Source organism: Azohydromonas lata NBRC 102462 (assembly GCF_001571085.1).
Classification (GTDB): Bacteria; Pseudomonadota; Gammaproteobacteria; order Burkholderiales; family Burkholderiaceae_C; genus Azohydromonas; species Azohydromonas lata.
In genome coordinates this window covers 1-25,135 of sequence record NZ_BCTC01000021.1, presented here as the reverse complement: position 1 = coordinate 25,135, position 25,135 = coordinate 1, and the positions used below count along the sequence as shown (strand labels likewise).

The window sequence follows — 25,135 nt, the reverse complement described above, 5'->3', positions numbered from 1 at the left end:
CGTCTTGTCTCCTCGATAAATCAGTGGGCAAGCTCGACCGGAGTGGCGCTTGCTTGGGTAAATTTGTCGACGTGCGTGTTTTCCAACGCAACACCCACCCGTTGAAGCACGGGCAGTACGGCATCTATCATCGGCGGCGGCCCACAGGTATAGGCATCCATTTCACCTTCGAGTTTCTGGGCCGTGAGAATGCGCTCGACCGCCGTGTGCACGAAACCCGTTTCCCCGCTCCACCCGCAGGCCTCGGTGGCATGGGAGAGAACAGGGATAAACTCGAAATCCTGAAGCTGCTGGGCAATCCGCTCGAATTCTTCCAAGAAGAACAGGTCTTTTCTCGTGCGGGCGCCGTAGAAAAACCGTATAGGCCTTTGCTCTTTGCTCAAAATATGGTCGTTCAATATCGACCACAGCGGCGACATGCCGGAGCCGCCACCCACCAGAATCATGGGGCCCGTACGCTCCTCCCGGCGGAAACAGCTCCCGAACGGCCCCTTGATCTTGACCTCGGTGCCCGGCTGCAAACTGCCGTCGAGCAAAGATGAAAATCTGCCGTCCGGGTATTTTCGAATGATGAACTGCAGCCTGTCCGGCGTGGCCTGCGTGCTCGCCATGGAATAGGAGCGGGTCACGTCCGCATCGGGCACGGTCAATTCGACATATTGCCCGGCCCAGAACTTCATAGGCTGCGACAACTGCACGTCCAGCAAACGGATGTCGTGGGTCAGCGTCGTGATGCCGAGCAGCACGCCCTCGAAATCCTTCACGGCAATGGAGCGCCGCAAAAGGCCTTCATCATAATTCAGCAATTCGACCGTCAAATCGCTGAAGGCCTGCGTCCGGCACAGCAGCACGTGGCCGCTGTCCCGCTCATAATCGGGCAACGCAAACGTGGAATGCCCATTGACCTCGGCATCGCCTTCGAGCACGACGCATTTGCAACTGCTGCACCGGCCTTCGCGGCAACCATGGGGCAGCGCAATACCCTGGCGGAACGCCGCATCCAGCACCCATTCACCTTCCTCGACCTCCAGCTCCACGCCGACCGGCTCCAGGCGCACGGTATGAGTCACCTTTTCAGACATAACTTCTTTCTCCACTGTTCAAGATCGCTTTCCCGGTCAAAATCGACATGCCGGGAAAGCGGTGGGAGTTAGAGGGATTTGATCTTGAAGCCCTGGCGATACTCGGCAATATGCTTTTCGCGGGCTTCCGGCGTCATGGCGCGCAGCAGGGTCAGCGGACTTTGCAGCGTGTGGCCGCGCAGGTGGTCCAGCGTCCACATGTGCCTGTCGTCGAATTTCAGGTGCGGCTGCGCGATCAGCGTCTTGCCGTCAGGCCGCACGAAGCCCAGGTCCTTGATGGCATCGGCCAGGTCCCAGCCGTGATAGCACTCCTCCCACTCGCGCCGGCCGCTGAAGCGGCCCATCGCCGGCGTGGCGCGGCCTTCGTACTCGTCGGAGAAGGCGACCTTGTGCGTCCAGCGGCACAGGTCCGAGCAGTAGGTGTAGAGCTGGCCATCGACCTCGTCGACCACCATCTCCTCCCGGATGACGCAGGGCACCATGCAGCTCCAGCAGCGGTGCGGGTACACGTAGCCGTTCTCCTGGTCGAACAGCATATTGGTTTCGCCGGGCTCGCTCTTGCGGGCGTACCACTTCCAGAAGTCGCCGAACTCCGCGTACCAGCCGGGGTACTTGTGCTCGAACCACTCGAAGTCCTTCTCCGTCTGGGCCTCGATGCGCCAGAAGTTCACCGGCCAGCCCACGGCAAAGAACTGCGCGACCTTGTGCACGTAGTTCTTCTTGACGATGCGGTCCCAGGCCGCCGCCACGTCGTCGTGGTGGATCTTGACGCCGTACTTCTCCAGCGGCAGCAGGTAGGTGCGGTAGTAATCTTCGTAGATCCAGCGGTGCCACAGCTCGGCGTAGGACTCCTTGTTCTTGCTGCGGTCCGTCGTACCGTACTCGATGATGGTGCCGATGGCCGCGTCGACGATGGCGTGGTTCTGCCAGAACGCATAGCGTATGTCGCGCTCCAGCAGCAGGTGGTTGTCCGGATCGTTGATGATGGACATCAGCAGCGAGTGCCCGTTGCCGATGTGGCGCGATTCGTCCGACTGCACCGACAGGAACACCGACGAGAGCGCATAGTCGCCATTGCGCGCCGCCTCGGAGGGCATGGCCACGAAGAGCGTGTTGGTGAAGCCGGTCTCGGCCACGACCTGCAGGTAGATGTTGGCCGAGGTCAGCGCGTCACCGGTGATAAAGGCTTCGCCGAATTGCCGGCCGATGGTCGTGGCGTAGCACTTGCCGAACGCGGCCTCCGTGATGTCGAAGCCGGCGGGGTCGATGTAGTTCTCCATGTACCACTTCTTCAGGTTCATCTGAATGGTGGAATGGCGGAACTCGTCGACCATCTGCATGGTGAAGCCGGTGCGCAGCTCCTCGCCCGGCGCCAGGCGGCCGAGCATGGACATGGAGCGCGCCGCCGAGATCTCGGGGAAGGGAATGATGGCCAGGAACAACTTCATCCACTCCACCCAGCGGGGCTGCGTGTTGCGGAACATGTCCCCGCGCAGCGCGGCGTCCAGCGCACCGTAGACGCGGTTGTCCTTTTCCTCCTGCATCGGGAAGTAGGAGCGCAGCACCTGCTTCATCGGATCGCGCGGGGCCTTGCTGATCTTGTAGTCGGTCGGGAAGGTCATCGCCTCCTGGACATAGCTGGGTTGCCAACCCAGGTCGGCAATACGGCGTGCCGCCTCGGCAATGCTGATCCCCTTCTGCGAAGTGATCTTGTTGAGTGTTAATCCACCGGACATCGTGCTCTCCTTAACTTGGCAAGGTCAACAGATGCGGAACCCATGGCACGAGGCACCCGGCGGTGCTTCGTGATGTCTCCATCTGCTCTTGTTGGCGGTCGTCGGCTTGCGGGCCAATCGACCAGGCCCGGCTTCATTTAGCGAGAGCTGTGCCAAGCACCGCCGCGGCCGCGCCGCAGCAGCCTTCACGGGGGAAGACGCAACTTGTCCGCTCGTGAGGGCGGCGCCGGCGTAGTGTTCTGCGACACCCGCCCGTTCGCACGGCGACCGATCCTGGGACGCTGGCGCCGCCCAGGGCGCCTCGCGGCAGCGCCAGCACGTCCTGCCCCGGACGCTTCACTAGGGATAGGACTGAATTGATGCGAGTCAATCGCAAAGCTAGCATCCGCCGCCTGCGAAGCGGGCTGCCTTGGCAGTACAAGACGATGCCGCGCCGCTTTGCAGCTTGCAATGAACATGAAAGCCGTCGCAACGGCCAAGGAGACGAAGATGTCGCCCCAGGACAGAACACAGGCATGGCTGCCTTTCCAGGCGCTCAGCGTCGATGACGTGATGAAGGCCTGGGAGCGCTTCCTGGCGGGCGAGGTGCTGGTGACCTCCGTGATCTCCACGGCGCTGCTGAGCTCCTGGCAGCGCAGCCTGAAGTCCGGCGTGGACCCGGTGAGCCGCGCGGCGCCCCTGGCCGTGCGTGGAGACCGGCTGCAGCGCCTGCGCGAGCGCAACCACGAGCTGCTGGAAGCCGCGCGGGGCCTGTTCGACTCCGTCTCGCAAGTGCTGTCGGAGTCCGGCTCCATCATGCTGCTCACAGACGCCGACGGCATCGTCCTGGAGGCCGCCGGCAACCTGGGCACGCTGGAAGCCGGCCAGGAAATCCGCCTGGTGGAAGGCGGCAACTGGCACGAAGATGCGGTGGGCACCAATGGCATAGGCACCGCGCTGGCGACGGCCGCGCCGGCTTACGTGCATGCCGCCGAGCATTTCTGCGAAGGCATCAAGAGCTGGAGCTGCGCGGCCGCACCGATACGCGCGCCCGTCAGCAACAAGATCATCGGCGTGGTGGACATCTCCGGGCCGCCCAATACGTTCCTGGTCAACAACCTGACGCTGGCCATGACGGCGGCGCAGCAGATCGAGCGGGTGCTGGCCGAGGGTGCGATGCGCGACCGGCTGCAGTTGCTGGAGGTGTGCCTGAAGCGGGTATCGGCCTCCGACGCGGCGGGCATGATCGCGCTGGACCGCTTCGGCCGCCTGGTGCATGCCGCGGGCCAGTTGCCCACGCGCGGCATTCGCATCGGCGAGCCGCTGCCGGGGCTCGATGCCAGCGGCGAGGTCGAGGCCTGGGCCGAGCGGCTGCCCGCGGGCTTTCGCGCCGACCTGTTCCAGCCCGTGGTGGCCGACGGCAAGGCCATAGGTGCGCTGGTCATCGTGCCGCAGCGGCCTGTGCGCTCCTCGTCCCCCATGGAGATGAAGTCCGAGGCCGACAGCCAGCGCAACAGCTTCGCGTACCTGGCGGGCCGCAGTCCTGCGCTGCAGGCGGCCATGGATAGGGCCCGACAACTGGCGGCGCGGCGCGTAACGGTGCTCATCGAAGGCGAGACCGGCACGGGCAAGGAGCTGTTTGCGCGGGCGCTGCACGGCCGCGAAAGCGAGAACGGCCCGTTCATCACCTTCAACTGCGGCGCAGCGACCAAGGAGCTGATTGCCGGCGAGCTGTTCGGCCACGTGCGCGGCGCCTACACCGGCGCCACGTCCGAGGGCCGGGCGGGCCGCTTCGAGCTGGCGCACGGCGGCACGCTGTGCCTGGACGAGATCGGGGAGCTGCCCGCCGAGCTGCAGCCGGTGCTGCTGCGCGTGCTGGAGGAAGGCGTGTTGTACCGGTTGGGCGACACCCGGCCCCGCCGCGTGGACGTGCGGCTGCTGGCCATGACGCACCGCGACCTGCGGGCCGAGGTCGAGGCCGGCCGCTTCCGCCGCGACCTCTACCACCGCATCGCGGTGACACGGCTGAAGATCCCGCCGCTGCGCGAGCGCGGCAACGACGTCGACCTGCTGATCGAGCATTTCAGCCAGCAACTGGCCGAGCGCCACGGCGTGCCCAAGCGGCACTTTCCGCCGGACGTGCTGGACGCGCTGCGCGCCTACGCGTGGCCCGGCAACGTGCGCGAGCTGCGCAACGTGGTCGAGAGCCTGCTGCTGGTGGGCGACGCGGTGAACGTGTCGTGCGAGGAGCTGGACGAGGAGATCGTCGCCGAGCGAGCGCCATCCAGACCCGTTGCGACAGCACCGGCCACGCCGGCCGCACCGGAGCCGGCCAGCCTGGAGGCCGCCGAGCGCCTGACCATCACCCGTGCCATCCAGTCGGTGCAGGGCAACCTGGCGCAGGCCGCGCGCCACCTGGGCATCTCGCGCAGCACGCTCTACCGAAAGGTCGAGCGCTATGGCCTGGAAAGCATCGTCCGCCACGCGGACGAGGCCTGAACGCCGCTCGCGACGGCCCGCTGTTTCACTATCGGACGCCTGCCTCAATATGGGTCGCCGCAACCCCGCGGCGCGCAGCGCGCCATTTGCGCTCTCCAGGGCCGGCGACCCCGTCCAGCACGGGTTTCATCGACTGGCATGGTCCGTGCATTAAATCGCACGCGACGCTTTTCGAGCGTTGAAAGAAACCACTGAACAAGACCCTGCCTGCTCGCGGGCGGCGTGAGCACGCCTATTCACGTCCGCAGCCGAGGAGCGGCGCTTATTCAGCGCGCGATGGCTTTCACGGCCAAGCCCATGACCCACCACGAGGAGACCCGAATGCGCACGATTTCCATCCAACCCGCCACCCACCACAGCGCCGAACAGGCGACGGAGGAAATCGGCGCGGTTCGCAAGGTGAAGTTGCCACTGACCCGCCGAGAGCTGTTGAGGGGAACCGGCGTGATATTCGGCCATATCGCGGCCGGCAGTGCGCTGGTGGCGTTGGCCCCGTCAACCGCTTGGGCCCTGGAGCTCAGGAAACTCAACGAAAAGGAAGGCAGGACGCTCATGGCGATGGGGAAAGTGCTTTATCCCCACAAACAATTGCCTGACGCGGCTTATGCGCTGTTGGCCAAGGATCTGGACGCCAAGGCCCAGAAAAACGCAGATACCGCCAAACAGCTCGTGGCAGGCATCCGTTCGCTGCACCAGGCTGCCGGCGGAGATTTCTTGAAGGCGTCGCCGGAAATTCAGCTTCAGATTGTCAAAAGCCTAGAGGGCAAGCCGTTTTTCGCCACCGTGAGGGGACAGTGCATCACGTCGCTTTACGACAACGATATTGCATTTGCCGCCTTCGGCTATCCGGGCGCCTCTTGGGACAAGGGCGGCTACATCACCCGCGGCTTCCAGGACCTGCAATGGCTGCCTGAGCCCCCGCTGGAGATCAGCCCCAAGCCGTATTTTGGCTGATATGGGCTGCCCGGAGCTGACTGCATATTTATTCCCGACGACATTCATTTTTATATTTGGAGACAGGCATGGCGAAGTTCAATGACAACGATGATTCGGTGGTGGTCATCATTGGCTCAGGTGCCGGCGGCGGCACGCTGGCCAACGAGCTCTGCCAAAAAGGCATCAAGGTCGTGGTGTTGGAGGCTGGCGCGATGCAATCGAATGCCACCTTCATCAACGACGAGTGGAAAGCCTTTCAGCAGCTTTCCTGGCTCGATCCTCGCACCACGTCCGGCACCTGGCGTGTCGCCAAGGATTTTGCAGGCTTGCCCGCCTGGATATGCAAGACCGTGGGCGGAACCACCACGCACTGGGCGGGCGCCTCGCTGCGGTTTCAGGCCCATGAATTCAAGACAAAGACGCACTATGGCGATATTGCCGGCGCCAACCTCCTGGACTGGCCGCTGACGCTGGAGGAACTGGAGCCTTATTACGCACGCGCCGAAGACAAAATGGGCGTGACCCGGACGAATGGAATTCCGGGGCTGCCTGGCAACAACAATTTCAAGGTCATGTATGCCGGCGCCAGCAGTTTGGGCTACAAGGAAGTGCATACCGGCCGCATGGCCATCAACAGCGAGCCGCGCGACGGGCGGGGACGCTGCATGCAACTCGGCTTCTGTTTCCAGGGCTGTAAAAGCGGCGCCAAATGGAGCACGCTCTATACCGAAATTCCCAAGGCCGAGGCTACCGGGAATTTTGAATTGCGGCCGCAATCGCATGTGGTGCGCATCGAGCACAACAACAAGGGCAAGGCCAGCGCTGTCGTCTACTACGACAAGGACGGCAAGGAGCGGCGCCAGAAGGCACGCATCGTCTGCGTGGCCGGAAATTCCATAGAAACGCCGCGACTGCTGTTGTTGTCGGCCTCGAACATGTTCAAGGACGGTTTGGCCAATTCTTCCGGCCAGGTTGGGCGCAATTACATGCGCCACGTCACCGGCTCGGTCTATGCCGCCTTCAAGGACCCCGTGCACATGTACCGCGGCACCACGATGGCCGGTATCGTCCGCGACGAGGCCGGGCATGACGCCAAGCGCGGGTTTGCCGGCGGCTATGAAATGGAGACGCTTTCTCTGGGTTTGTCCTTCATGGCGGCATTCCTCGAACCCGGTGGCTGGGGAGAAGATTTTGCGTGGTGGATGGAGCGCTACACGAATCTGGCCGGCATGTGGATCGTGGGAGAAGACATGCCGCGCGAAACCAACCGCGTGACCCTGAATACGAACGTCAAGGACAAATGGGGCAACCCGGTGCCCAACGTGCATTACGACGATCACGCCAACGACCTGGCCATGCGCGAGCATGCCTTCACGCAGGGTGAGCGGGTATATCAGGCGGCCGGCGCGATCCGCACTTACCGCACGCCGCCCTACCCCTCCACGCACAATCTGGGAACGTGCCGCATGGGTGAAAAGGCGTCAAACAGCGTTTGCAACAAGTACGGCCAAACCCACGATATTCCCAACCTGTTCATTTCGGATGGCAGCCAGTTCACCACGGGCGGCGCGGAAAATCCCACGCTCACCATCGTGACGCTCGCCATCAGGCAGGCGGATCATATTGCCAAGCTCATGAAGGAACGCGCGGTCTGAAATACAGGCCAGCACGCCGGCCGGTGCTCTAAAGGCAGCCGGCCGGTCCATTGCACCGGGCTCATGGGGCTCGATGGGCCAACCCAGGAGGGCAAGAAGCTCATGTGGACGCTTTCGCCAATCAGGGCATTTCAGAACAACTACATCTGGTTATTTCAAAACGGGTTGGAGGCATGGGTCGTCGATCCGGGCGAGCCCGCAAGCGTGCTGGATTACTTGCATTTTCACGGCCTGCAACTCCGGGGCATTTTCATCACCCACCACCACGCTGACCATATAGGTGGCGTACGGCATCTTTGCGAGGCCACCGGAACGGCTGTATTCGGGCCCGCCACCGAGATGGCCGGACACTCCTTCCACAGGCTCTCTGAAGGGGCTCGGGTGTCCGCGCTGGGCATCGAGTTCCGCGTGCTGGATGTGCCTGGCCATACTGCCGGCCATATCGCCTATTACTCACCAGACTTCGACGGCACCCCGCTGCTGTTTTGTGGCGACGCGCTTTTTTCCGCCGGATGCGGAAGATTGTTCGAGGGTACGCCGGAGCAAATGCTGCGCTCCCTCGACAAGCTTGCAGCGCTGCCTGGGCCGACGAGAATCTGCTGTGCCCACGAGTACACCTTGGGCAATCTGAAGTTTGCGCTGGCCGTCGATCCCGACAATGAAGACATTGCCGCGAACATCAAGCACTGCGAGGCTTTGCTGGCGGAGGGGCTCCCCACCGTGCCAAGCTCGATAGAGAAAGAACTGCGCATCAATCCCTTCCTGCGGAGCCGGCACGCCGCCATCAAAAAAGCCGTCAGGCGTTTCCATCCCGACGCATTCAATGAAGTCGAAATATTTGCCGCGCTGAGGGCCTGGAAAGACAGGTTTTAGGCAAGCTCGCGATGGTCATTACGCACTGTCTTCGTCGCCATAGCCTTCTTCTTCATCCTCGTCATCGTCCCCCATTTCCTCCTCCCCACTGTCCTGGACGTCGAAGTTATAGCTATATTTTGGTGTGCCATCACCCCCGCTCATGTCGCCACCCCGAATCAGGCGAAACACTTCCTTGACTGCTTTTTCCACGTCCGCCTCGGTTTTTCCTTCGATTTGAATATTTATCTCTCTGCTGAGCATGACTTCTCCTGTAGTTGACGATATGGCGCACCACAGATTGCAATTTTGCATTTGCGGCGCGCATTGAAGGGGATCAGTTTTTACCATCAATGAGCGGGCAGTGGCACCCCTGCACCTTCAGCAACGAACAGCAGGCGTTACAGATAGGGCCGTCGCTAAATAGGCACAAACAGCCCGCTCCGGTTTGACGGGCCGGCGCTGCGGTCCATTCAGGCGGTGGCGGCATCGCGGCGGTCGAGCCACTTCAGCAGCGTCGCGTAAAGGGCTTGGGGCTGCACCGGCTTGGCCACGAAATCGTCCATGCCCGCGGCCAGGCAGGCGTTGCGGTCCTCGTCGAAAGCGTTGGCCGTCATGGCCAGGATCGATAGGTTTTGCAGCCCGGGCAGCGCGCGCAATGCCCGCGTGGCCTGCAGCCCGTCCATGACGGGCATTTGCATGTCCATGAGCACCAGGTCGTAGGGCGACTGGCGGGCGGCCTCCACGGCGGCCTGGCCGTCTTCCGCGAAGTCCACCCGCAGCTCCACCGCACGCAGCAATGCCAGCGCCACTTCACGGTTGACGATGTTGTCCTCGGCCACCAGCACCCGGGCGCCGGCGTGGCGCCGGCGCAACTCAAGGTCAGCCCGCACCGGCGGGGCCTCCTCGCGGTGCTGCACAGCGGCACCACGGCCCAGGCAGGCCGTGAACCAGAAGATGCTGCCACCGCCCTCGCGCGGCTGTGCGCCGGCACTGCCGCCCATGAGCTCGGCCAGGCGCCGCGTGATGGCCAGGCCAAGCCCCGTGCCGCCGTGCTCGCGCGTGGTCGATGTGTCGGCCTGTTCGAAGGCCTCGAACAGTCGCGCGACCTGCTGCGCATCGATGCCCACGCCGGTGTCCTCGACCTCGAAGCGCATCAGCAGGGCGCCGTCCTCGCGCTGTTGCAGCAGCCGCGCCCGCAGCACGATGTGGCCGGCCCGGGTGAACTTCACGGCGTTGCCCGCATAGTTGAGCAGCGCCTGGCGCACCCGCGTCTCGTCGCCGCGCAGCCACGGCGCCGCCTCATCAGCCTCTATCTCCAGCCTCAGCCCCTTCGCTGCGGCCCCCTCGCCCACCATGGAGCGCACCTGCTCAAGCAGCGCGGACAACTGGAAGTCGCGTTCCTCCAGCCGCAGTTTTCCGGCGTCGATACGGGACAGGTCCAGGACGTCGTTGATGATGGACAGCAGGTGCCGCGCCGCGTCGTCGATGCGGGCCACCTGCTCGGCCTGGCGCGGTGCCAGGCCGTCCTGGCCAAGCAGGTGCGCCAGTCCGAGGATGGCGTTCATGGGGGTGCGCAACTCGTGGCTCATGTGTGCCAGGAAGGCACTCTTGGCCAGGCTGACGGACTCGGCCTGCTCGGTGCGCTGCTGCAGGGCCGCCTCCATGGACTTGCGCTCGGTGAGGTCGCTGATCACGCTCAACAGGCCGCGGGCCTCGCCCTGCGCGTCGCGCAGCACGCTCACGGCAAGCAAGCCGGAAAAGCGCGTGCCGTCGGCGCGGACGTAGGTCCAGTCGCTGCGCGGGCCTTGGCCGGCGTCAACTGCGGGCTGCGGGTCGGTGCGGTGCATGGGCTCGCTGAAGGCCGGCGGCAGTGCGCTCGCATGCGCCTTCACGTCGCTGGGCATCGCCTGGGCCTTGTGTTCCAGCTCCCGCGGGTCGCAAAAGTCCAGGACGGAGCGCCCAAGCGCCTGGGCTGCCGGCAGGCGGAACATCGCTTCGGCCGCGGGGTTGAACATCGTGATGCGGCCCTGGAGGTCGGTGGCCACCACGGCGCTGGCCGCACAGTCCAGGATGGACTGCAACTCGCCCGTGCGCTGGTGCACCTGCTGCTCCAGCGTGGCGTTGAGCTCGACGATGCGCGCCTGCGCCGCCTTGCGGGCCCGGATGTCGTGCAGCGTGGTGGCCACGGCCACCACCTGGCCCTGCTCGTCGCGGATCGGGGCCATGGACACGGTGACGTCCAGGCGCTGGCCGCTGCGGTCCAGCCGCACGCTGTCGAAAGGCGTCACCGGCTCGCCTTGCTGCACGCGCTCCAGCGCGCGGCGCTGTTCCTCGCGCAGCTCGGCCGGCGTCATCAGGTCACTCAGCCGCTGCCCTCGCAACTCGTGCGCCTGCCAGCCCAGCAGGCGCTCGGCGGCGGCGTTCCAGCCCAGGATCTCGTCTTGCAGGCCGTGGATAACGATGGCGTCCTGCGCGCTGTCCACCACGGCAGCCCGCACCGTCCGCTCGCGCCGTACCAGGCGCCGCTCGTGCTCGACCCGCAGGCCGCCGTACAGCAGCAGCGCCAGCAAGGCCGACAGCGTCACCACGGCGCCCGCCAGGTTGGCGGGCGAGCGCAGATTGAGCCGCTCGACAAAGGGCGGCAGCGCCTGGGCCTGCACCAGCCAGTCCCGGCCGGCCAACCGGATCGTCGCCTGCCGCACCAGCGTGTGGGGAACCGGCGCGAACCACGTCGCCGAGGTGAAGAAGCGCTCCGGTGCCTGCGGCTGCGTGACGTCCGTCAGCGTGATGGCGAAGGCGCCGCGGTCGTCGTCGAAGTCTTTCAGCACCTCCTCGGCCACCATGGGCACCACGCTCCAGCCCAGGGTCCGGCGTTCGCGCAACCGGGCGTCGCCAGGCATGGCGCCCTCGTAGATGGGCAGCATCAGCAGGAACGCGCGCTCGCCCTCGTGGCGAGCCTGCACCAGCCGCAGTGGCGCGCTCAACTGGACTTCGCCGCTCAGTGACGCCGCGCGCGCCGCGTCGCGCCGGCGAGGCTCGGACGCCAGGTCGAGCCCCAGGGCATCCAGGTTGCGCGGCAAAGGCTCGATGAACTGGACCACGACATGGTCGTCCGCGTGCGGCGCCAGCTCACGGATGTGGAAGTCCGGCATCTCGCGGCGCCGCGCCGCCAGGAACTCCGCTTCCCGGCCCGCCTCCACGCGGCGGGCATAAGCCAAGCCGCGCGCGCCCGGGAACTCCTGCTCCAGCGCCAAAGAGTCCACGGCCGCCCGGAATTGTTCGAGCGTGATGGCCTCGGCCCCGGCCGCCAGCACGACGGCCCGCGCGCTGCGCACGCCGGATTCGTAAAGCTGCATCCGGCCGCGCAAGCGTTCGGCAGCGCGTTCGACGACCACGGAGAAGCGCGCGTTCTCCTCCTCCGCATTGGCCCGCACCTGCCATTGCCAAGCCATGCCGGCGCACGCGATCCCCACCATCAAGAGCACCGCAGGCCACCGCAGCGGCGATGCGTGCGCGGCCGGCAGCGCATTCATGCCGGCGCACGCACTGCAGATACCGCGGAGCAGCCCATCACGCCTCCTGCCGTCTCGCCGTCCCCGGAGCACCGTAGGGCTCGCCTGTGCGGGCAGCAATGCCGGGACTGAATTGATGTAGACCAGCAGTTTACGCGCGGCTGCCTTTCACCAAATGGGCCATTCCTACCCGTGCACCACCCGCGCAGCGCCTCATTCGTGCAGAAACTCCCCGCGCCAAGCGCGTCGGAAGCACAAGCCACGCGCAAGCGACAATCCGCGCGCCCTGGCACAGGAAGCGCACATCACCGTGACACATTCGGACGTCGTAGAGGATCTGGCGAGCCGCTCACAGCAGCGATTGGTGTTGCTGCTGACCATCGCAGTCCTTGGACTGGCTGCGCTGATGCTGCCGTTCGCCACGCATCCCTTCGCACCGCTTCCTCACATCAGTGGCATGTATGGGACAGCGACCGCCATAATCGACCTGGCCACGTTTTGGCTGCTGGCGTCAGCGCCAAGACAACCGCGCTCGCACGCCATCATTGCTGCGGCCTATCTCTTTGGCGCCCTGATGGCGATGGCTCACGTGCTGACCTACCCTGGCGCGGTGCTCGATGACCGGGCTGTCGTTGGATCGCCGCATGCGGTGAGCTTGCTGTTCATGGTCTGGCGGGCCGGCTTTGCAGGATTCGTCCTTTGGGCGGTCCTGGCCTCATCCCGGGACCAGATGGCCGCACGCAGCAACACCAGCTCGCTGCCCTCTGTCTTGGCCGTCTTGTCGGCGGTTGCGTTCTTCTTTGCATCCCAACTGACGGACGCTGCAGCCTTGGCAACCGTATCCAGCCGGGAGATGTTCAGCGCGCTCAGCCGCCAGGGGGCGTATGCGGCGGCAGTGCTGGCGGTTGCCGCCGTGTTGATGATTTGGCGGCTGCGGCTTTGGAGCCGCTCCATATTTGTCTGGCTCGTTTTTGTGCTGGTGGCTGAAGCCACCGCTGTCTGGTTGAGCACGTTCAGCGGCGGCAGGTACACGCTGGCCTGGTACGCCACCCGGATCGAGGGCGTCATTGCGAACGCCGTCGTGCTGGTGCTGTTGGCAAGGCACTTCCGCAACTTGCATATGGACCTGGCCAGCACGGTCGCCATGCTTCAACTTCGCACGGAAGGACTTCAGGCGGAGATCCATCGCCGTGAGAGCGCGGAGGTCAAGCTCGCACAAGCCAAGAAACTCGAAGCGGTTGGGCAGCTGGGGGCCGGCCTGGCACATGACCTGAACAACATCCTTCAAGTCGTCATCGCGCGCCTGGCGCTCTTGCAGCGACGCGCAGGCAGCGCCGTCGACGCCGATGTGGACGTGATCCGGCGCAACGTGCGCAAGGCAGAGGCGCTCACCCGCCAGCTCACGCTGCTGTCGGGCCGGCGCCATCACAACGCCCGGCCGCTGGACCTGACCGAGATATTCCTCTCCATCGCCGAAGGCCTGCGGGCGCTGCTGGCAAAGCGGCATGAGCTTCTCATCGACGTCGAGCCGGGTCTGCCACACATCGCGGTGGACGCTCTGGAGCTTGAGATCGCCTTGACCAACCTCGTCACCAACGCTCGCGACGCCATGCCCGAGGGTGGGCAAGTGGCCATCGGGGTGCGACAGGTTCCACGCCCCGATGGCACGGTGAGCATCGACATCCAGGTACGCGACACCGGCTACGGGATGACCGCGGAGCTGCGCGAACGGGCATTCGAGCCCTTCTTCACCACCAAGGAGCCCGGCAAGGGAACCGGTCTGGGCTTGCCGCAGGTGCATGGGTTCGTGTCCGCCAGCGGCGGCAGCGTCAGCGTGGAAAGTGAGCCAGACCGCGGCACGGCAGTCACCATGTCCTTTCCCATTCATGCCGAGCCGACGAATCACGACCTCCCGCCGCGAGCCGCCCACCCGCTGCGGACGGGCCAGGTCGTGCTGCTGGTGGACGACAACGACGATGTGCGGGAAGCCTCTGCACAGCTGCTTCGCGCAAGCGGCTGCATCGTGCGCCAGACCCCGGATGCGTCCGTGGCACTGGCGCTGCTGCATGACGGCTTTCGTCCGGGGCTGCTCATCTCCGACATCGTCATGCCTGGTGGCCTCGACGGCGTCGAGCTGGCACACCGCGCCAGAGCCGTGCAGCCGGATCTCGTCATCCTGCTCGTAACAGGCTACAGCGACGCTGCCGACACGGCCAAGGCGCGAGGCTTCCCCGTCATGCGCAAGCCCTACGACTTGGCTTCGCTGGCGCGGGCGCTTTCGTAGTGGTCGGACGGCTAACGCGGACACGGCGCCTCGGTCGGAGGCTGCCATCGACTACTCGATCCACGCCCGGCTGCCGCGGCCGATGGCGTCCCCCAAGCGCCGCAGCGCCGGCACGAAGCGTTCCTGCAGATCGCGCTCGGAAACCGCGGCCTTGGGGAAGACCAGGTTCAGTGCTGCCAGCAACCGCTGCCCGGCATGCACCGGCACGGCCACGGCGGCGAAGTCGGCTTGCTGCAGCCATTCGCCTTCGTTGATGGCGTAACCGCGCTCCAGCGTCTGCGCGATCAGGCGCTGCACGAAGGCGCCGTCGCGCGCAAGCTCGCCCAGGCGATCGCCACGGCGGCGCAGCAGTTCCAGCAGCGCCTCGCGCTCGGCCTCGTCGGCCGCGGCCAGGTAGGCGCGGCCAATGGCCGTCTCCAGCAGCGGCATCTTCTCGCCGATCATGGCCCGGTGCTGCGACAGCGCGCTCCAGCGGTGCGTGGACTCGCGCACCACCATGAAGCCCGCCTCGGCCGTGCCCAGGTCGCAGGGCCAGACCAGCTCGCGCACGGCGGCCTGCATGGCCGGCGAAGCGATGCGCGCCACCCAGGCTTCGTCCTCGAACCCCTCGCTCAGCCGCCGAACCTCGAAGGTCAGGTAGTACTGCCCTTCCTTTTCGCCCTGGCGCACGAAGCCTTGCGCGCGCAGCGTCTCCAGCAGCCGCTTGGTGGTGGTGCGGTCCAGCGCGCACAGGCGCGCGAGCTCGCTGGTGCTGCCGATGCCCCCGGGCAGCCGGTTCAAGGCCTTGAGCACCGCCAGGCCGCGCGAGAGGCCGCGCACCTCCTTGTAGATGCCTTCGTCGTCGCCGGCTGTGGAGGGCATGGCGGGCTTTGCTCCGGGTTAACCCAGGCGCAAACGTGCACCTGGTGCACGCAGTTTACGCATTGATCCAGCGCAAGGACATTGCGGCCACCGCGGCGCGACGCCGCTCGGATCCTGAAGGAGACCGCCGTGTCCACCCACCCCACCCGCTTCGACGCCGACGTGCTCATCGTCGGCGCCGGTCCGGTCGGGCTGACCATTGCCAACACCCTGGGCCTCTACGGCGTGCGGGTGCTGGTGGTGGAGAAGCTTGACCGCATCATCGACTACCCCCGCGCCATCGGCATCGACGACGAGTCGCTGCGCACGCTGCAGGCCACCGGCCTGGCCGCCCAGGTGCAGGCGCACATCACGCCCGACCATGCGATGCGCTTCGTCACCGGCAGCGGGCGCTGCTTTGCCGACATCGACCCGCGCACCGACGAGTTCGGCTGGGCACGCCGCAACGCCTTCATCCAGCCGCAGATCGACGAGCTCCTGTTCCAGGGCCTGGCGCGTTTCGCGCACGTGCAGGTGCTGTTCGGCCACGAGGTCGCGTCCTTCACGCAGGACGAGGCCGGCGTGACGCTGCAGCTCCAGGGTGCCGCAGGGGCGCGGCAGGCACGTGGGCGCTACCTGGTGGCCTGCGACGGCGGCAACAGCTTCATCCGGCGCGGCCTGGACGTGCCCTTCGAGGGCCGCACCAAGCCCAACCAGTGGATCGTGGTGGACGTGCGCAACGACCCGCTGGGCACGCCGCACGTCTACATGCACTGCGACCCCGAACGCCCTTACGTCTCGGCAGCGCTGCCGCACGGCATCCGGCGCTTCGAGTTCATGGTGATGCCGGGCGAGACGGAGCAAGAGCTGTCCCGGCCCGAGAACATGGCGCGCCTCATGCGCAAGGTGGTGGCCGATCCCGACAAGGTGGACTACATCCGCAAGCGCGTCTACACGCACAACGCGCGGCTGGCGGCCACGTTCCGCGTGCAGCGCGTGCTGTTGGCGGGGGATGCGGCGCACATCATGCCGGTGTGGCAGGGCCAGGGCTACAACAGCGGCCTGCGCGACGCCAGCAACCTGGCGTGGAAGCTGGCGCACGTGGTCAAGGGCCTGGCCGGTGAACGGCTGCTCGACAGCTACACGCTGGAGCGGCGCAGCCATGCACGCTCGATGATCCACCTCTCGGAGGTTGCGGGCGACATCTTCGCGCCCTCAAGCCGCTGGGGCGCGAAGCTGCGCGACGGGCTGACGCTGGCGCTCAACCGGCTGCCCTCGGCCAAGCGCTACATCGTCGAGATGCGCTTCAAGCCCATGCCGCGCTACCGGCAGGGTGCCGTGCTGACGAGTGTCGCGGCGGCGCCCAACGGGCTGCTGGCGCGGATGCTGGAGCGCGCGGGCGGCTCGGCCCTGGGCCGCCTTCTCGGCCTGATGGCCGAGAAGGAAGGCTCGCCCGTGCACCGCCTCGTCCACGGCCGGCAGGCCGACGAGGGCACGGCCGTGGGGCGCATGTTCATCCAGCCCCGCGTGCTCTGCGCGGACGGACAGGCGCGGCTGCTGGACGAGGTGATTGGCCTGAATTTCGCCATCGTGGCCTGGGGCACCGACCCGACCCACGGCATGAGCGCGCCGTCGCGGGCCTTCTGGGAGCGGCTGGGGGCGCGCTTCATCACCGTCAAGCCCGCGGTACAGATGGCGCACCACAGCGACCACCGCCGCGGCGTGACCTGCATCGGCGACGTGGGCAACCGGCTCAAGGCCTGGTTCGCACAGCAGCCCAGCTCGGTGGTCTTCATCCGCCCGGACCGCTTCGTGGCCGCCCTGTGCTCGCCGCAGGAAGTGGACGCCACCACCCGCGCGCTGGCCGACGTGATGGCCATGCCGCTGGTGGCGCAGCCCGCCGCCGCATCGCTGCCTGCGCTGGCGGAGGCCGCATGAGCATGGACCGCGCCTTCCTGGGCTTGTCCCATTCGCCGCTGATGGGCCTCAACCCGGTGGCGGCGCCGGTCGAGGCCGCGCTGCAAAACGCCATCGCGCAGGCACGCGAGCAGGTGCAGGCCTTCAGGGCCGAGCTCGTGGTGCTGGTGGCGCCCGACCACTACAACGGCTTCTTCAACGAGTTGATGCCGCCGTTCTGCATCGGCACGGCCGCGCGCTCGGTGGGCGACTACCTCACGCCGCCCGGCAAGCTGCATGTGGACGCCGACATGGCGCTGGCGCTGGCCGAGCGCCTGATGGACGAGGACTTCGACCTCGCCGTCTCGCGCCGCATGCAGGTGGACCACGGCTTCGCGCAGGCGCTGCAACTGCTGTGGGGCAGCCTGGACACGCCGCCGGTGTTGCCCCTGTTCGTCAACGCCGTGGCCCAGCCGGGCATCCCGCGCCTTCGCCGCTGCCGCCAGCTCGGCCAGGCCATCGGCCGCTTCCTGGACGACTGCCCCAAGCGCACGCTGCTCATCGGCTCGGGGGGCCTCTCGCACGAGCCGCCGGTGCCCACGCTGGCGCATCCGGACCCGGCCGTGCGGGAGCGCATCACCTTCCGCCGCGAGCCGACGCCGGCCGAGCGCGACGCCAAGACCCAGCGCGTGATGGCCGCGGGCCGCGCGCTGGCCGCGGGGGACGGCTCCATCAAGCCGCTCAACCCGGCCTGGGACGCGCGCTGGATGGATGCGCTGGAAACCGGCGGCGCCGCGCTTGATGCGCTGTGCGCACTCAGCGAGGACAGCATCGAGCGCGAGGCCGGCCTCTCGGCCCACGAATCCAAGAGCTGGCTGGTGGCGCGCAGCGCGCTGCCTGCCGGTCGCGAACCGCGCTGCACCTTGCGCCACTACCAGGCCATCCCCGAATACATCGCCGGCTTCGGCCTGCTGTGCCTGCAGGCCTGAACCACCCAGGAGAAGACATGGATCCCCGCATCACCGAATGGGCGCAGCGACTGCGCCAGGCCGAGTCCCAACGCGAGCCCGTCGAGCCGCTGCGCGACGAGATCGGCCCGGACCCCGAAGGCCGCATCGCCTACGCCATCCAGCAGGCCAACGTCGAGCATGCGCTGGCGCAGGGCCGGCGCATCGTCGGCCGCAAGATCGGCCTGACCTCGCCCGCGGTCCAAAAGCAGCTCGGCGTGGACCAGCCCGACTTCGGCACCCTCTTCGCCGACATGCTCTATGGCGACGACGAGGAGGTGCCGCTGTCGCGCACGCTGCAGCCCAAGGTCGAGGCCGAGGTGGCGCTGGTGCTCTCGCGCGATGTGGATGCCGCCGACGCCACGCTCGTCGAGCTGATCAACGCCACCGCCTACGTGCTGCCGGCCATCGAGATCGTGGGCAGCCGCATCGCGCGCTGGAACATCCGCTACACGGACACCGTGGCCGACAACGCCTCCAGCGGCCTGGTGGTGCTGGGCGGCGTGCCCACGAAGCTCGACGGCCTGGACCTCAAGCTGTGCGCCATGTCCATGGCGCGCGGCGAAGAGACGGTTTCCAGCGGCAGCGGCGCGGCCTGCCTGGGCCACCCGCTCAACGCCGCCGTGTGGCTGGCACGCAAGCTCGCCGCGCTGGGCCAGCCGCTGCGCGCGGGTGACCTGGTGCTCACCGGCGCCCTGGGCCCCATGGTCGCCGTGCAGCCGGGCGACCGCTTCGAGGCCCGCATCGAGGGCGTGGGCAGCGTGCGCGCGTGCTTCTGCGCCGCCTGACACCTCTTCAGAGACCACCCCAAAGGATTCGCCATGAACCCTACCCGTCGTTTCACCCTGGGTGCGCTGGCCGCCGCGGCCACCCTGGCACTGGCCGGAGCGGCCGTCGCCCAGGATTTCCCGAGCAAGCCCGTCACGCTGGTCGTGCCGTTTCCGCCTGGCGGCGTCACGGACCAGATTGCGCGCGTGCTTGCCGGCAAGCTGCAGGAGGACCTGCGCCAGACCGTCATCGTGGACAACAAGCCCGGCGCCGGCGGCCAGATTGCCGCGCAGACCGTCAAGGGCGCGCCGGCCGACGGCCACACGCTCTTCGTCGCCGCCACGGAGATGTTCGCCGTCAACCCGACGCTGTTCCGCAAGTTCACCTACGACCCGCTCAAGGACTTCCAGCCCGTCACGGCGCTGATCTCCTCGCCGCTGGTGCTGGTCGTGCCCAAGAACAGCCCGGTCAACTCGGTGGCCGATCTGGTGGCCGCCAGCAAGAAGAAGGACGGTGGCCTGAACTTCGCCTCGCAGGGCGTGGGCTCCATCGGCCACCTGCTGGGCGAGCTCTACCGCAGCCGCAGCGGCGGCGATTTCCACCACGTCGCCTACAAGGGCTCGGCGCCGGCGCTGCAGGACCTCATGGGCGGCCAGGTGGACCTGATGTTCGATCCCGTCATCACCACCGCGCCGCTGATCCAGAGCGGCAAGCTCAAGCCCCTGGCCATCGCCGCGACGAAGCGTGCGGCGCAGTTGCCCGAGGTGCGCACGCTGCAGGAGCTGGGCACCACCGGCGTGGACGCCAGCGTGTGGTTCGGCGCCGTGGTCAAGGCCGGCACGCCCGCGTCCGCCGTGGCCCGGCTCAACGAGTCGCTGGCCAAGGCGCTGCACAGCCCGGACGTGGTCAAGCGCTTCACCGACCAGGGCCTCCAGCCCATGCCCATGAGCCCCGAAGCCTTCGGCAGCTTCATGAAGGAAGAGATCACGCGCTGGAGCGCGCTGGTCAAGACGAGCGGCGCGTCCGTCGATTGAGGAACCCACCCATGAACAGCACCAAGCTCAAGGCCGCCATCATCGGCAGCGGCAACATCGGCACGGATCTGATGATCAAGATCCTGCGCCACGGCAAACACCTGGAAATGGGCGCCATGGTGGGCATCGACCCAGCCTCCGACGGCCTGGCGCGCGCCGCGCGCCTGGGCGTGGCGACCACCCACGAGGGCGTCGAAGGCCTGGCACGGCTGCCGCAGTTCGCAGACATCGACATCGTCTTCGACGCCACCTCGGCCGGCGCGCACGTCAGCAACGACGCCTTCCTGCGCAGCCTCAAGCCCGGCATCCGCATGGTGGACCTCACGCCCGCGGCCATTGGCCCGTACTGCATTCCCGTGGTCAACGGCGAGCAGCACCTCGACGCCAGGAACGTCAACATGGTCACCTGCGGCGGCCAGGCCACCATCCCCATGGTGGCGGCCGTCAGCCGCGTGGCCAAGGTGCACTACGGCGAGATCGTCGCCTCCATCTCCAGCAAGAGCGCCGGCCCGGGCACGCGCGCCAACATCGACGAGTTCACCGAAACCACCTCCAAGGCCATCGAGGCCGTGGGCGGGGCCGCCAAGGGCAAGGCCATCATCGTGCTCAACCCGGCCAAGCCGCCGCTGATGATGCGCGACACCGTCTACACGCTCTCGGACTTCGCCGACGAGGCGGCCATTGCCGCCTCGGTCGAGCGCATGGCCGCCGACGTGCAGGCCTACGTCCCGGGCTACCGGCTCAAGCAGCAGGTGCAGTTCGACCGCATCGAGCAGCCGCTGCTCATTCCCGGCGTGGGCCGCATCGCGGGCCTGAAGACCAGCATCTTCCTGGAGGTCGAAGGCGCCGCGCACTACCTGCCGTCCTACGCCGGCAACCTCGACATCATGACCAGCGCCGCGCTGCGCACCGCCGAGAGCATGGCGGCCAAGCTGCTGCAGCCGCTCACGGCCTGAAGGAGACCACCACCATGAACGGCAAGAAGCTCTACATCTCCGACGTGACGCTGCGCGACGGCAGCCACGCCATCCGCCACCAGTACAGCGTGGCGCAGGCCGCGCAGATCGCCAAGGCGCTGGACGACGCCAAGGTGGACTCCATCGAGGTCGCCCACGGCGACGGCCTGCAGGGCAGCAGCTTCAACTACGGCTTCGGCGCGCACACCGACCTCGAATGGATCGAGGCCGTGGCCAGCGTGGTGAAACACGCCAGGATCGCCACGCTGCTGCTGCCGGGCATCGGCACCGTGCACGATCTCAAGGCCGCCTACGAGGCCGGCGCGCGCATCGTGCGCGTGGCCACGCACTGCACCGAGGCCGACATCTCCAGGCAGCACATCGAGTACGCGCGCCACCTGGGCATGGAAGCCGTGGGCTTCCTGATGATGAGCCACATGACCACGCCGCAAAAGCTCGCCGAGCAGGCCAAGCTCATGGAAAGCTACGGTGCCACCTGCTGCTACGTCGTGGACTCGGGCGGCGCCTTGGGCATGCAGGACGTGCGCGAGCGCTTCCGCGCCTTCAAGGACACGCTGAAACCCGAGACGCAGACGGGCATGCACGCGCACCACAACCTGAGCCTGGGCGTGGCCAACTCCATCGTCGCGGTGGAGGAAGGGTGCGACCGCATCGACGCCAGCCTGGCCGGCATGGGCGCTGGGGCGGGCAACGCGCCGCTGGAGGTGTTCATCGCAGCGGCCGAGCGCCTGGGCTGGAACCACGGCACGGAGCTGATGCGGCTGATGGACGCGGCCGACGACATCGTGCGCCCGCTGCAGGACCGCCCGGTGCGCGTGGACCGCGAGACGCTGGCGCTGGGCTACGCGGGCGTGTACTCCAGCTTCCTGCGCCACTCCGAGGCCGCGGCGAGGAAGTACGGCCTCTCCACCGTGGACATCCTGGTGGAGCTGGGCCGGCGGCGCATGGTCGGCGGCCAGGAGGACATGATCGTGGACGTGGCGCTGGACCTGCTCAAGGCCCGCGACAAGGGCCGCACGGCCGCGCAAGCCGCCTGATCGCTCTCCACCTTTTGAAAGACACGCCATGAGCAACACCCCCCTGACCGAAGCCTCCACCAGCCGCTTCGTGCGCATCCAGGAAGGCGACCTCGATCTCCAGCTCCACTACAACGACTGCGGCAGCGGCGACGAGACCGTCGTCATGCTGCACGGGTCGGGCCCCGGTGCCAGCGGCTGGGCCAACTTCAACCGCAACATCGAGCCGCTGGTGGCCGCGGGCTACCGCGTCCTCCTCATGGACTGCCCGGGCTGGAGCAAGAGCGACCCCATCGTGTGCACCGGCTCGCGCTCCGAGCTCAACGCCCGCGCCCTCAAGGGGCTGATGGACGCCATCGGCCTGGACAAGGCCCACTTGGTCGGCAACTCCATGGGCGGGCACAGCGCCGTGGCCTTCGCGCTCGCCAACCCCGCGCGCGTGGGCAAGCTGATCCTCATGGGCGGCGGCACCGGCGGCGCAAGCTCCTTCGTGCCCATGCCCACCGAGGGCATCAAGCTCATCGGCGCGCTGTACCGGCAGCCCACCATCGAGAACCTCAAGCGCATGATGAGCGTGTTCGTGTACGACACGAGCAGCCTCACGCAAGCGCTGTTCCAGGCCCGCCTGGACAACATGCTCACGCGCCGCGACCACCTGGAGAACTTCGTCAAGAGCGCCGAGGCCAACCCCAAGCAGTTCCCCGACGTGGGCCACCGCCTGGGCGAGATCAAGGCGCCGGCGCTGGTGATCTGGGGCCGCGACGACCGCTTCGTGCCGCTGGACACGGGCCTGCGCCTGGTGGCGGGGCTGCAGAACGCGGAGCTGCACGTCTTCAGCCGCTGCGGCCACTGGGCACAGTGGGAGCACGCCGACAAGTTCAACCGCATGGTGCTGGACTTCCTGGCGCACTGAAGGGCGGGCGGCGGGTCACGCTGCGCCCTTCTCTTCCTCCATACGCATGCGCCGTCGCGCGCCCGGGGTCTCCGTGGCGACGACGGCGCTGCAGCCGCTGCGCTGCAGCCGTTTTGCACGAAAGGCGCCCATGAATTTGACAAGGCTGCACCGCCGAGGCGTGCTGGCGCTGCTGGCAAGCCTGCCGCTGATGGCAGCTCGCGCTGCGCCAACCCAGGCCACCAACGTCGACCTGGCGCGCAGGTTTGCCTACGACCTGCCCGCGCCTATCCAGGCGCGGCTGTACGCCGAGATCGACAAGGCCCTGGCGGACGATGCCGTGCGCTCGTCCCTGGAGCAGGCCGGACTGGTGCCGCCCGCCAGCACGCCGCAGGCGCTGGCCGAGCTGGTGCGGGGGGAGCTCGCCACGCGGGGCAGGCTGGTCAAGGCCGCGGGCATCGAGCCGGAGTAGGCGCACGAAAAAGCGGCACTGGTGACGGGCACCGGCGCCGCAAGCCGTTGCGATGGTCAGGCAACGGCTCCCCTGGACATCGTGGCCCGCCTCATTCGACTTCTCGTTCGAAGCTGAGATTTTTCCCGTCATGCCCGCGAAGGCGGGCATCCACGCACGCCGGGAAGCCGCCCGGTACTCGTGGACACCCGCCTGCGCGGGTGTGACGAGGTCATTTCAGTGTGGAGAACGAATTGGAATCAGATCACCGCCACCGCCGATGCCACGTAGACCGTGGCCAGCGCGGTGTTGTGGTTCCAGATCGCGTAAGTGGCACCGCTGAAGGTGGTGGTTCCGGCCGACGTCCAGCCCGCGGTGCCCGCGCTGTCGGCCAGGTTCACCGTGTCGCCCGCATCGCCGGCCACCAGCAGTTGGTGGCGCCCGCTGCTCCCGAAGGCATTGAAGCCCGCGATGTCCAGCACGTCGGACCCCTTGAGGGTCAGCGTGTTGTCGCCGCTGCCGGTGAGGTCGATGCGCTCGACGCCGGCGATGCGGCTGCCGCCGTCGAGGTCGCCCGCGGCCGCGCCGGCCACCTTGGTGAGGTCCAGCGCAAGGCCGGCGCCTGAGAGCGCGATCGTGTCCAAGCCCCCACCGCCGTCCACGCGCGCGAGCCGGTCCACGTTGCCGCCGCTGCCCAGCGGCGCCTGCAGCGCCTGCACCATCGTCGCGTCGATGACGAAGCGGTCGTTGCCCGCGCCGCCGTGCAGCACGCTGGCAGCCGTGACCGTGAGCGTGTCGTCGCCCGCGCCGGCCACCAGGGTCTGCGCCGTGCCGCCGTCGCTGAGCGCGTCCGCCCCGGCCGTGCCGAACTGGTCCACCGCGCTCTGCTGGAACGCCCCGCCCGTACTGCCGAAGATCACCCAGGTGCGCCCGGCGCCCAGCCGCGTGCCCACGGCGGCGCCGGGCGCGCTCACCATCAGGTCGGCCAACCCGTCGCCGTTGACGTCGCCCGCCCCGCTGACGTTGAGGCCGCTGGCGTCGTCCGGGGACTGCCCGGCGATGGCAAAGCCGCCACGGCCCTCGGCCACCGCCGACAGCTCCACCGCCGCCATGCCGCTGCGGCCGAACACCACGTAGCTGCGGCCGGCGTTGACACCGGCGGCCGGATCGCCGTAGGGCGCGCCCACGATCACGTCGTCCAGGCCGTCGCCGTTGACGTCGCCCACGCTCGAGACGCTGTAGCCGCTGCCGTCGCCGCCGGCCAAGCCGTTGATCGCAAAGCCCCCGCCGCTGCCCGCGGCCACCGCTGCCAAGTCCGCGCTGGCCCTGCTGCTGCGGCCGAACACCACATAGGCGCGGCCCGCGTCGGTGCCCGCGGCCGGGTCGCCATAGGGCGCGCCTACGAGCAGGTCGGCCAGCCCGTCGCCGTTGACGTCCCCGGCGCCGCTGACGCTCCAGCCGCTGCCATCGCCGCCGGCCTGCCCGTAGATGATGAAGCCGCCAACGCCCGCGGCCACCGAGGCCAGGTCCACCGCGGCCGTGGCGCTGCGGCCGAACACCACGTAGCTGCGGCCGGCGTCCACCTTGCTGGTGACGACGAGGTCGGCCAGCCCGTCGCCGTTGACGTCGCCCGCGCCGCTCACGCTCCAGCCGCTGGCGTCGTTGGCGCCCTGCCCGTTGATGACGAAGCCGCCGCTGCCCGCGGCCACCGCCGAC

The 25,135-nt window shown here is 67.4% G+C and carries 19 protein-coding genes; 13 read left to right on the top strand and 6 right to left on the bottom strand.

Annotated features, from left to right (window positions below; genetic code table 11):
• Positions 1-20: 20 nt before the first annotated feature.
• Complete coding sequence (locus tag ALA01S_RS10030) at positions 21-1,082, bottom strand: NADH:ubiquinone reductase (Na(+)-transporting) subunit F (protein ID WP_066335470.1); 1,062 nt, start codon at positions 1,080-1,082, stop codon at positions 21-23.
• Positions 1,083-1,150: 68 nt separating this feature from the next.
• A complete protein-coding gene (locus tag ALA01S_RS10025; RefSeq protein ID WP_066335467.1) occupies positions 1,151-2,818 on the bottom strand; it encodes an aromatic/alkene/methane monooxygenase hydroxylase/oxygenase subunit alpha in 1,668 nt (555 codons plus the stop codon).
• Between the two features lie 456 nt (positions 2,819-3,274).
• Between ALA01S_RS10025 and ALA01S_RS10020 the strand changes: the two genes are divergently transcribed.
• From ALA01S_RS10020 to gloB, 4 genes are all read left to right on the top strand, one after another.
• A complete protein-coding gene (locus ALA01S_RS10020) occupies positions 3,275-5,296 on the top strand; it encodes a sigma-54-dependent Fis family transcriptional regulator (RefSeq protein ID WP_238455753.1) in 2,022 nt (673 codons plus the stop codon).
• Positions 5,297-5,617: 321 nt separating this feature from the next.
• Positions 5,618-6,250, top strand: coding sequence for a tat (twin-arginine translocation) pathway signal sequence (locus ALA01S_RS10015; RefSeq protein WP_238455752.1), 633 nt, complete (start codon positions 5,618-5,620; stop codon positions 6,248-6,250).
• Between the two features lie 68 nt (positions 6,251-6,318).
• Entirely contained in the window at positions 6,319-7,887 is a 1,569-nt protein-coding gene (locus tag ALA01S_RS10010; protein ID WP_066335464.1) for a GMC family oxidoreductase, read from the top strand.
• 102 nt (positions 7,888-7,989) lie between these two features.
• Entirely contained in the window at positions 7,990-8,760 is a 771-nt protein-coding gene (gene gloB, locus ALA01S_RS10005) for a hydroxyacylglutathione hydrolase (RefSeq protein WP_066335569.1), read from the top strand.
• Positions 8,761-8,778: 18 nt separating this feature from the next.
• Here gloB and ALA01S_RS10000 read toward each other — a convergent pair whose 3' ends face one another.
• Together ALA01S_RS10000 and ALA01S_RS09995 are read right to left on the bottom strand one after the other, a co-directional pair.
• The gene (locus ALA01S_RS10000; RefSeq protein WP_066335462.1) at positions 8,779-9,003 is read right to left on the bottom strand and encodes a hypothetical protein; all 225 of its coding nucleotides are present in this window, start codon (positions 9,001-9,003) and stop codon (positions 8,779-8,781) included.
• A 209-nt stretch (positions 9,004-9,212) separates the two neighbouring features.
• Positions 9,213-12,194, bottom strand: a complete 2,982-nt coding sequence (locus ALA01S_RS09995; protein WP_169805890.1) for a CHASE domain-containing protein — start codon at positions 12,192-12,194, stop codon at positions 9,213-9,215.
• A gap of 424 nt (positions 12,195-12,618) precedes the next feature.
• On the opposite strand from ALA01S_RS09995, the gene ALA01S_RS09990 reads away from it, so the two are divergent.
• Positions 12,619-14,538: an ATP-binding protein gene (locus ALA01S_RS09990; RefSeq protein ID WP_169805889.1), complete on the top strand. Its 1,920-nt coding sequence runs from the start codon at positions 12,619-12,621 to the stop codon at positions 14,536-14,538.
• Between the two features lie 51 nt (positions 14,539-14,589).
• On the opposite strand, the gene ALA01S_RS09985 is transcribed toward ALA01S_RS09990, so the two are convergent.
• Entirely contained in the window at positions 14,590-15,399 is an 810-nt protein-coding gene (locus ALA01S_RS09985) for a DNA-binding transcriptional regulator (RefSeq protein ID WP_066335456.1), read from the bottom strand.
• Between the two features lie 81 nt (positions 15,400-15,480).
• Between ALA01S_RS09985 and mhpA the strand changes: the two genes are divergently transcribed.
• From mhpA to ALA01S_RS09945, 8 genes are all read left to right on the top strand, one after another.
• Positions 15,481-17,316, top strand: a complete 1,836-nt coding sequence (gene mhpA, locus ALA01S_RS09980; protein WP_373862987.1) for a bifunctional 3-(3-hydroxy-phenyl)propionate/3-hydroxycinnamic acid hydroxylase MhpA — start codon at positions 15,481-15,483, stop codon at positions 17,314-17,316.
• Positions 17,313-18,263: a 3-carboxyethylcatechol 2,3-dioxygenase gene (locus ALA01S_RS09975; protein ID WP_084267399.1), complete on the top strand. Its 951-nt coding sequence runs from the start codon at positions 17,313-17,315 to the stop codon at positions 18,261-18,263. Before mhpA ends, ALA01S_RS09975 begins: the two co-directional genes overlap by 4 nt.
• A gap of 17 nt (positions 18,264-18,280) precedes the next feature.
• The gene (mhpD, locus tag ALA01S_RS09970) at positions 18,281-19,069 is read left to right on the top strand and encodes a 2-keto-4-pentenoate hydratase (RefSeq protein WP_066335449.1); all 789 of its coding nucleotides are present in this window, start codon (positions 18,281-18,283) and stop codon (positions 19,067-19,069) included.
• 33 nt (positions 19,070-19,102) lie between these two features.
• Positions 19,103-20,083, top strand: coding sequence for a Bug family tripartite tricarboxylate transporter substrate binding protein (locus tag ALA01S_RS09965; RefSeq protein ID WP_066335447.1), 981 nt, complete (start codon positions 19,103-19,105; stop codon positions 20,081-20,083).
• An 11-nt stretch (positions 20,084-20,094) separates the two neighbouring features.
• Positions 20,095-21,039: an acetaldehyde dehydrogenase (acetylating) gene (locus ALA01S_RS09960; RefSeq protein ID WP_066335446.1), complete on the top strand. Its 945-nt coding sequence runs from the start codon at positions 20,095-20,097 to the stop codon at positions 21,037-21,039.
• Positions 21,040-21,053: 14 nt separating this feature from the next.
• Positions 21,054-22,097, top strand: coding sequence for a 4-hydroxy-2-oxovalerate aldolase (dmpG, locus tag ALA01S_RS09955; protein ID WP_066335443.1), 1,044 nt, complete (start codon positions 21,054-21,056; stop codon positions 22,095-22,097).
• Positions 22,098-22,125: 28 nt separating this feature from the next.
• Positions 22,126-22,989 (top strand): alpha/beta fold hydrolase, encoded by an 864-nt coding sequence (locus ALA01S_RS09950; protein ID WP_066335440.1) that lies wholly within the window; start codon positions 22,126-22,128, stop codon positions 22,987-22,989.
• A 130-nt stretch (positions 22,990-23,119) separates the two neighbouring features.
• Positions 23,120-23,440 carry a hypothetical protein gene (locus ALA01S_RS09945; RefSeq protein WP_157118875.1) on the top strand — a complete coding sequence of 107 codons (321 nt, stop codon included), beginning with the start codon at positions 23,120-23,122 and terminating at the stop codon, positions 23,438-23,440.
• Between the two features lie 239 nt (positions 23,441-23,679).
• Here the strand turns inward: ALA01S_RS09945 and ALA01S_RS09940 are convergent.
• Positions 23,680-25,135: VCBS repeat-containing protein (locus ALA01S_RS09940; RefSeq protein ID WP_169805888.1), on the bottom strand; the 1,456-nt coding region annotated here is incomplete at its 5' end.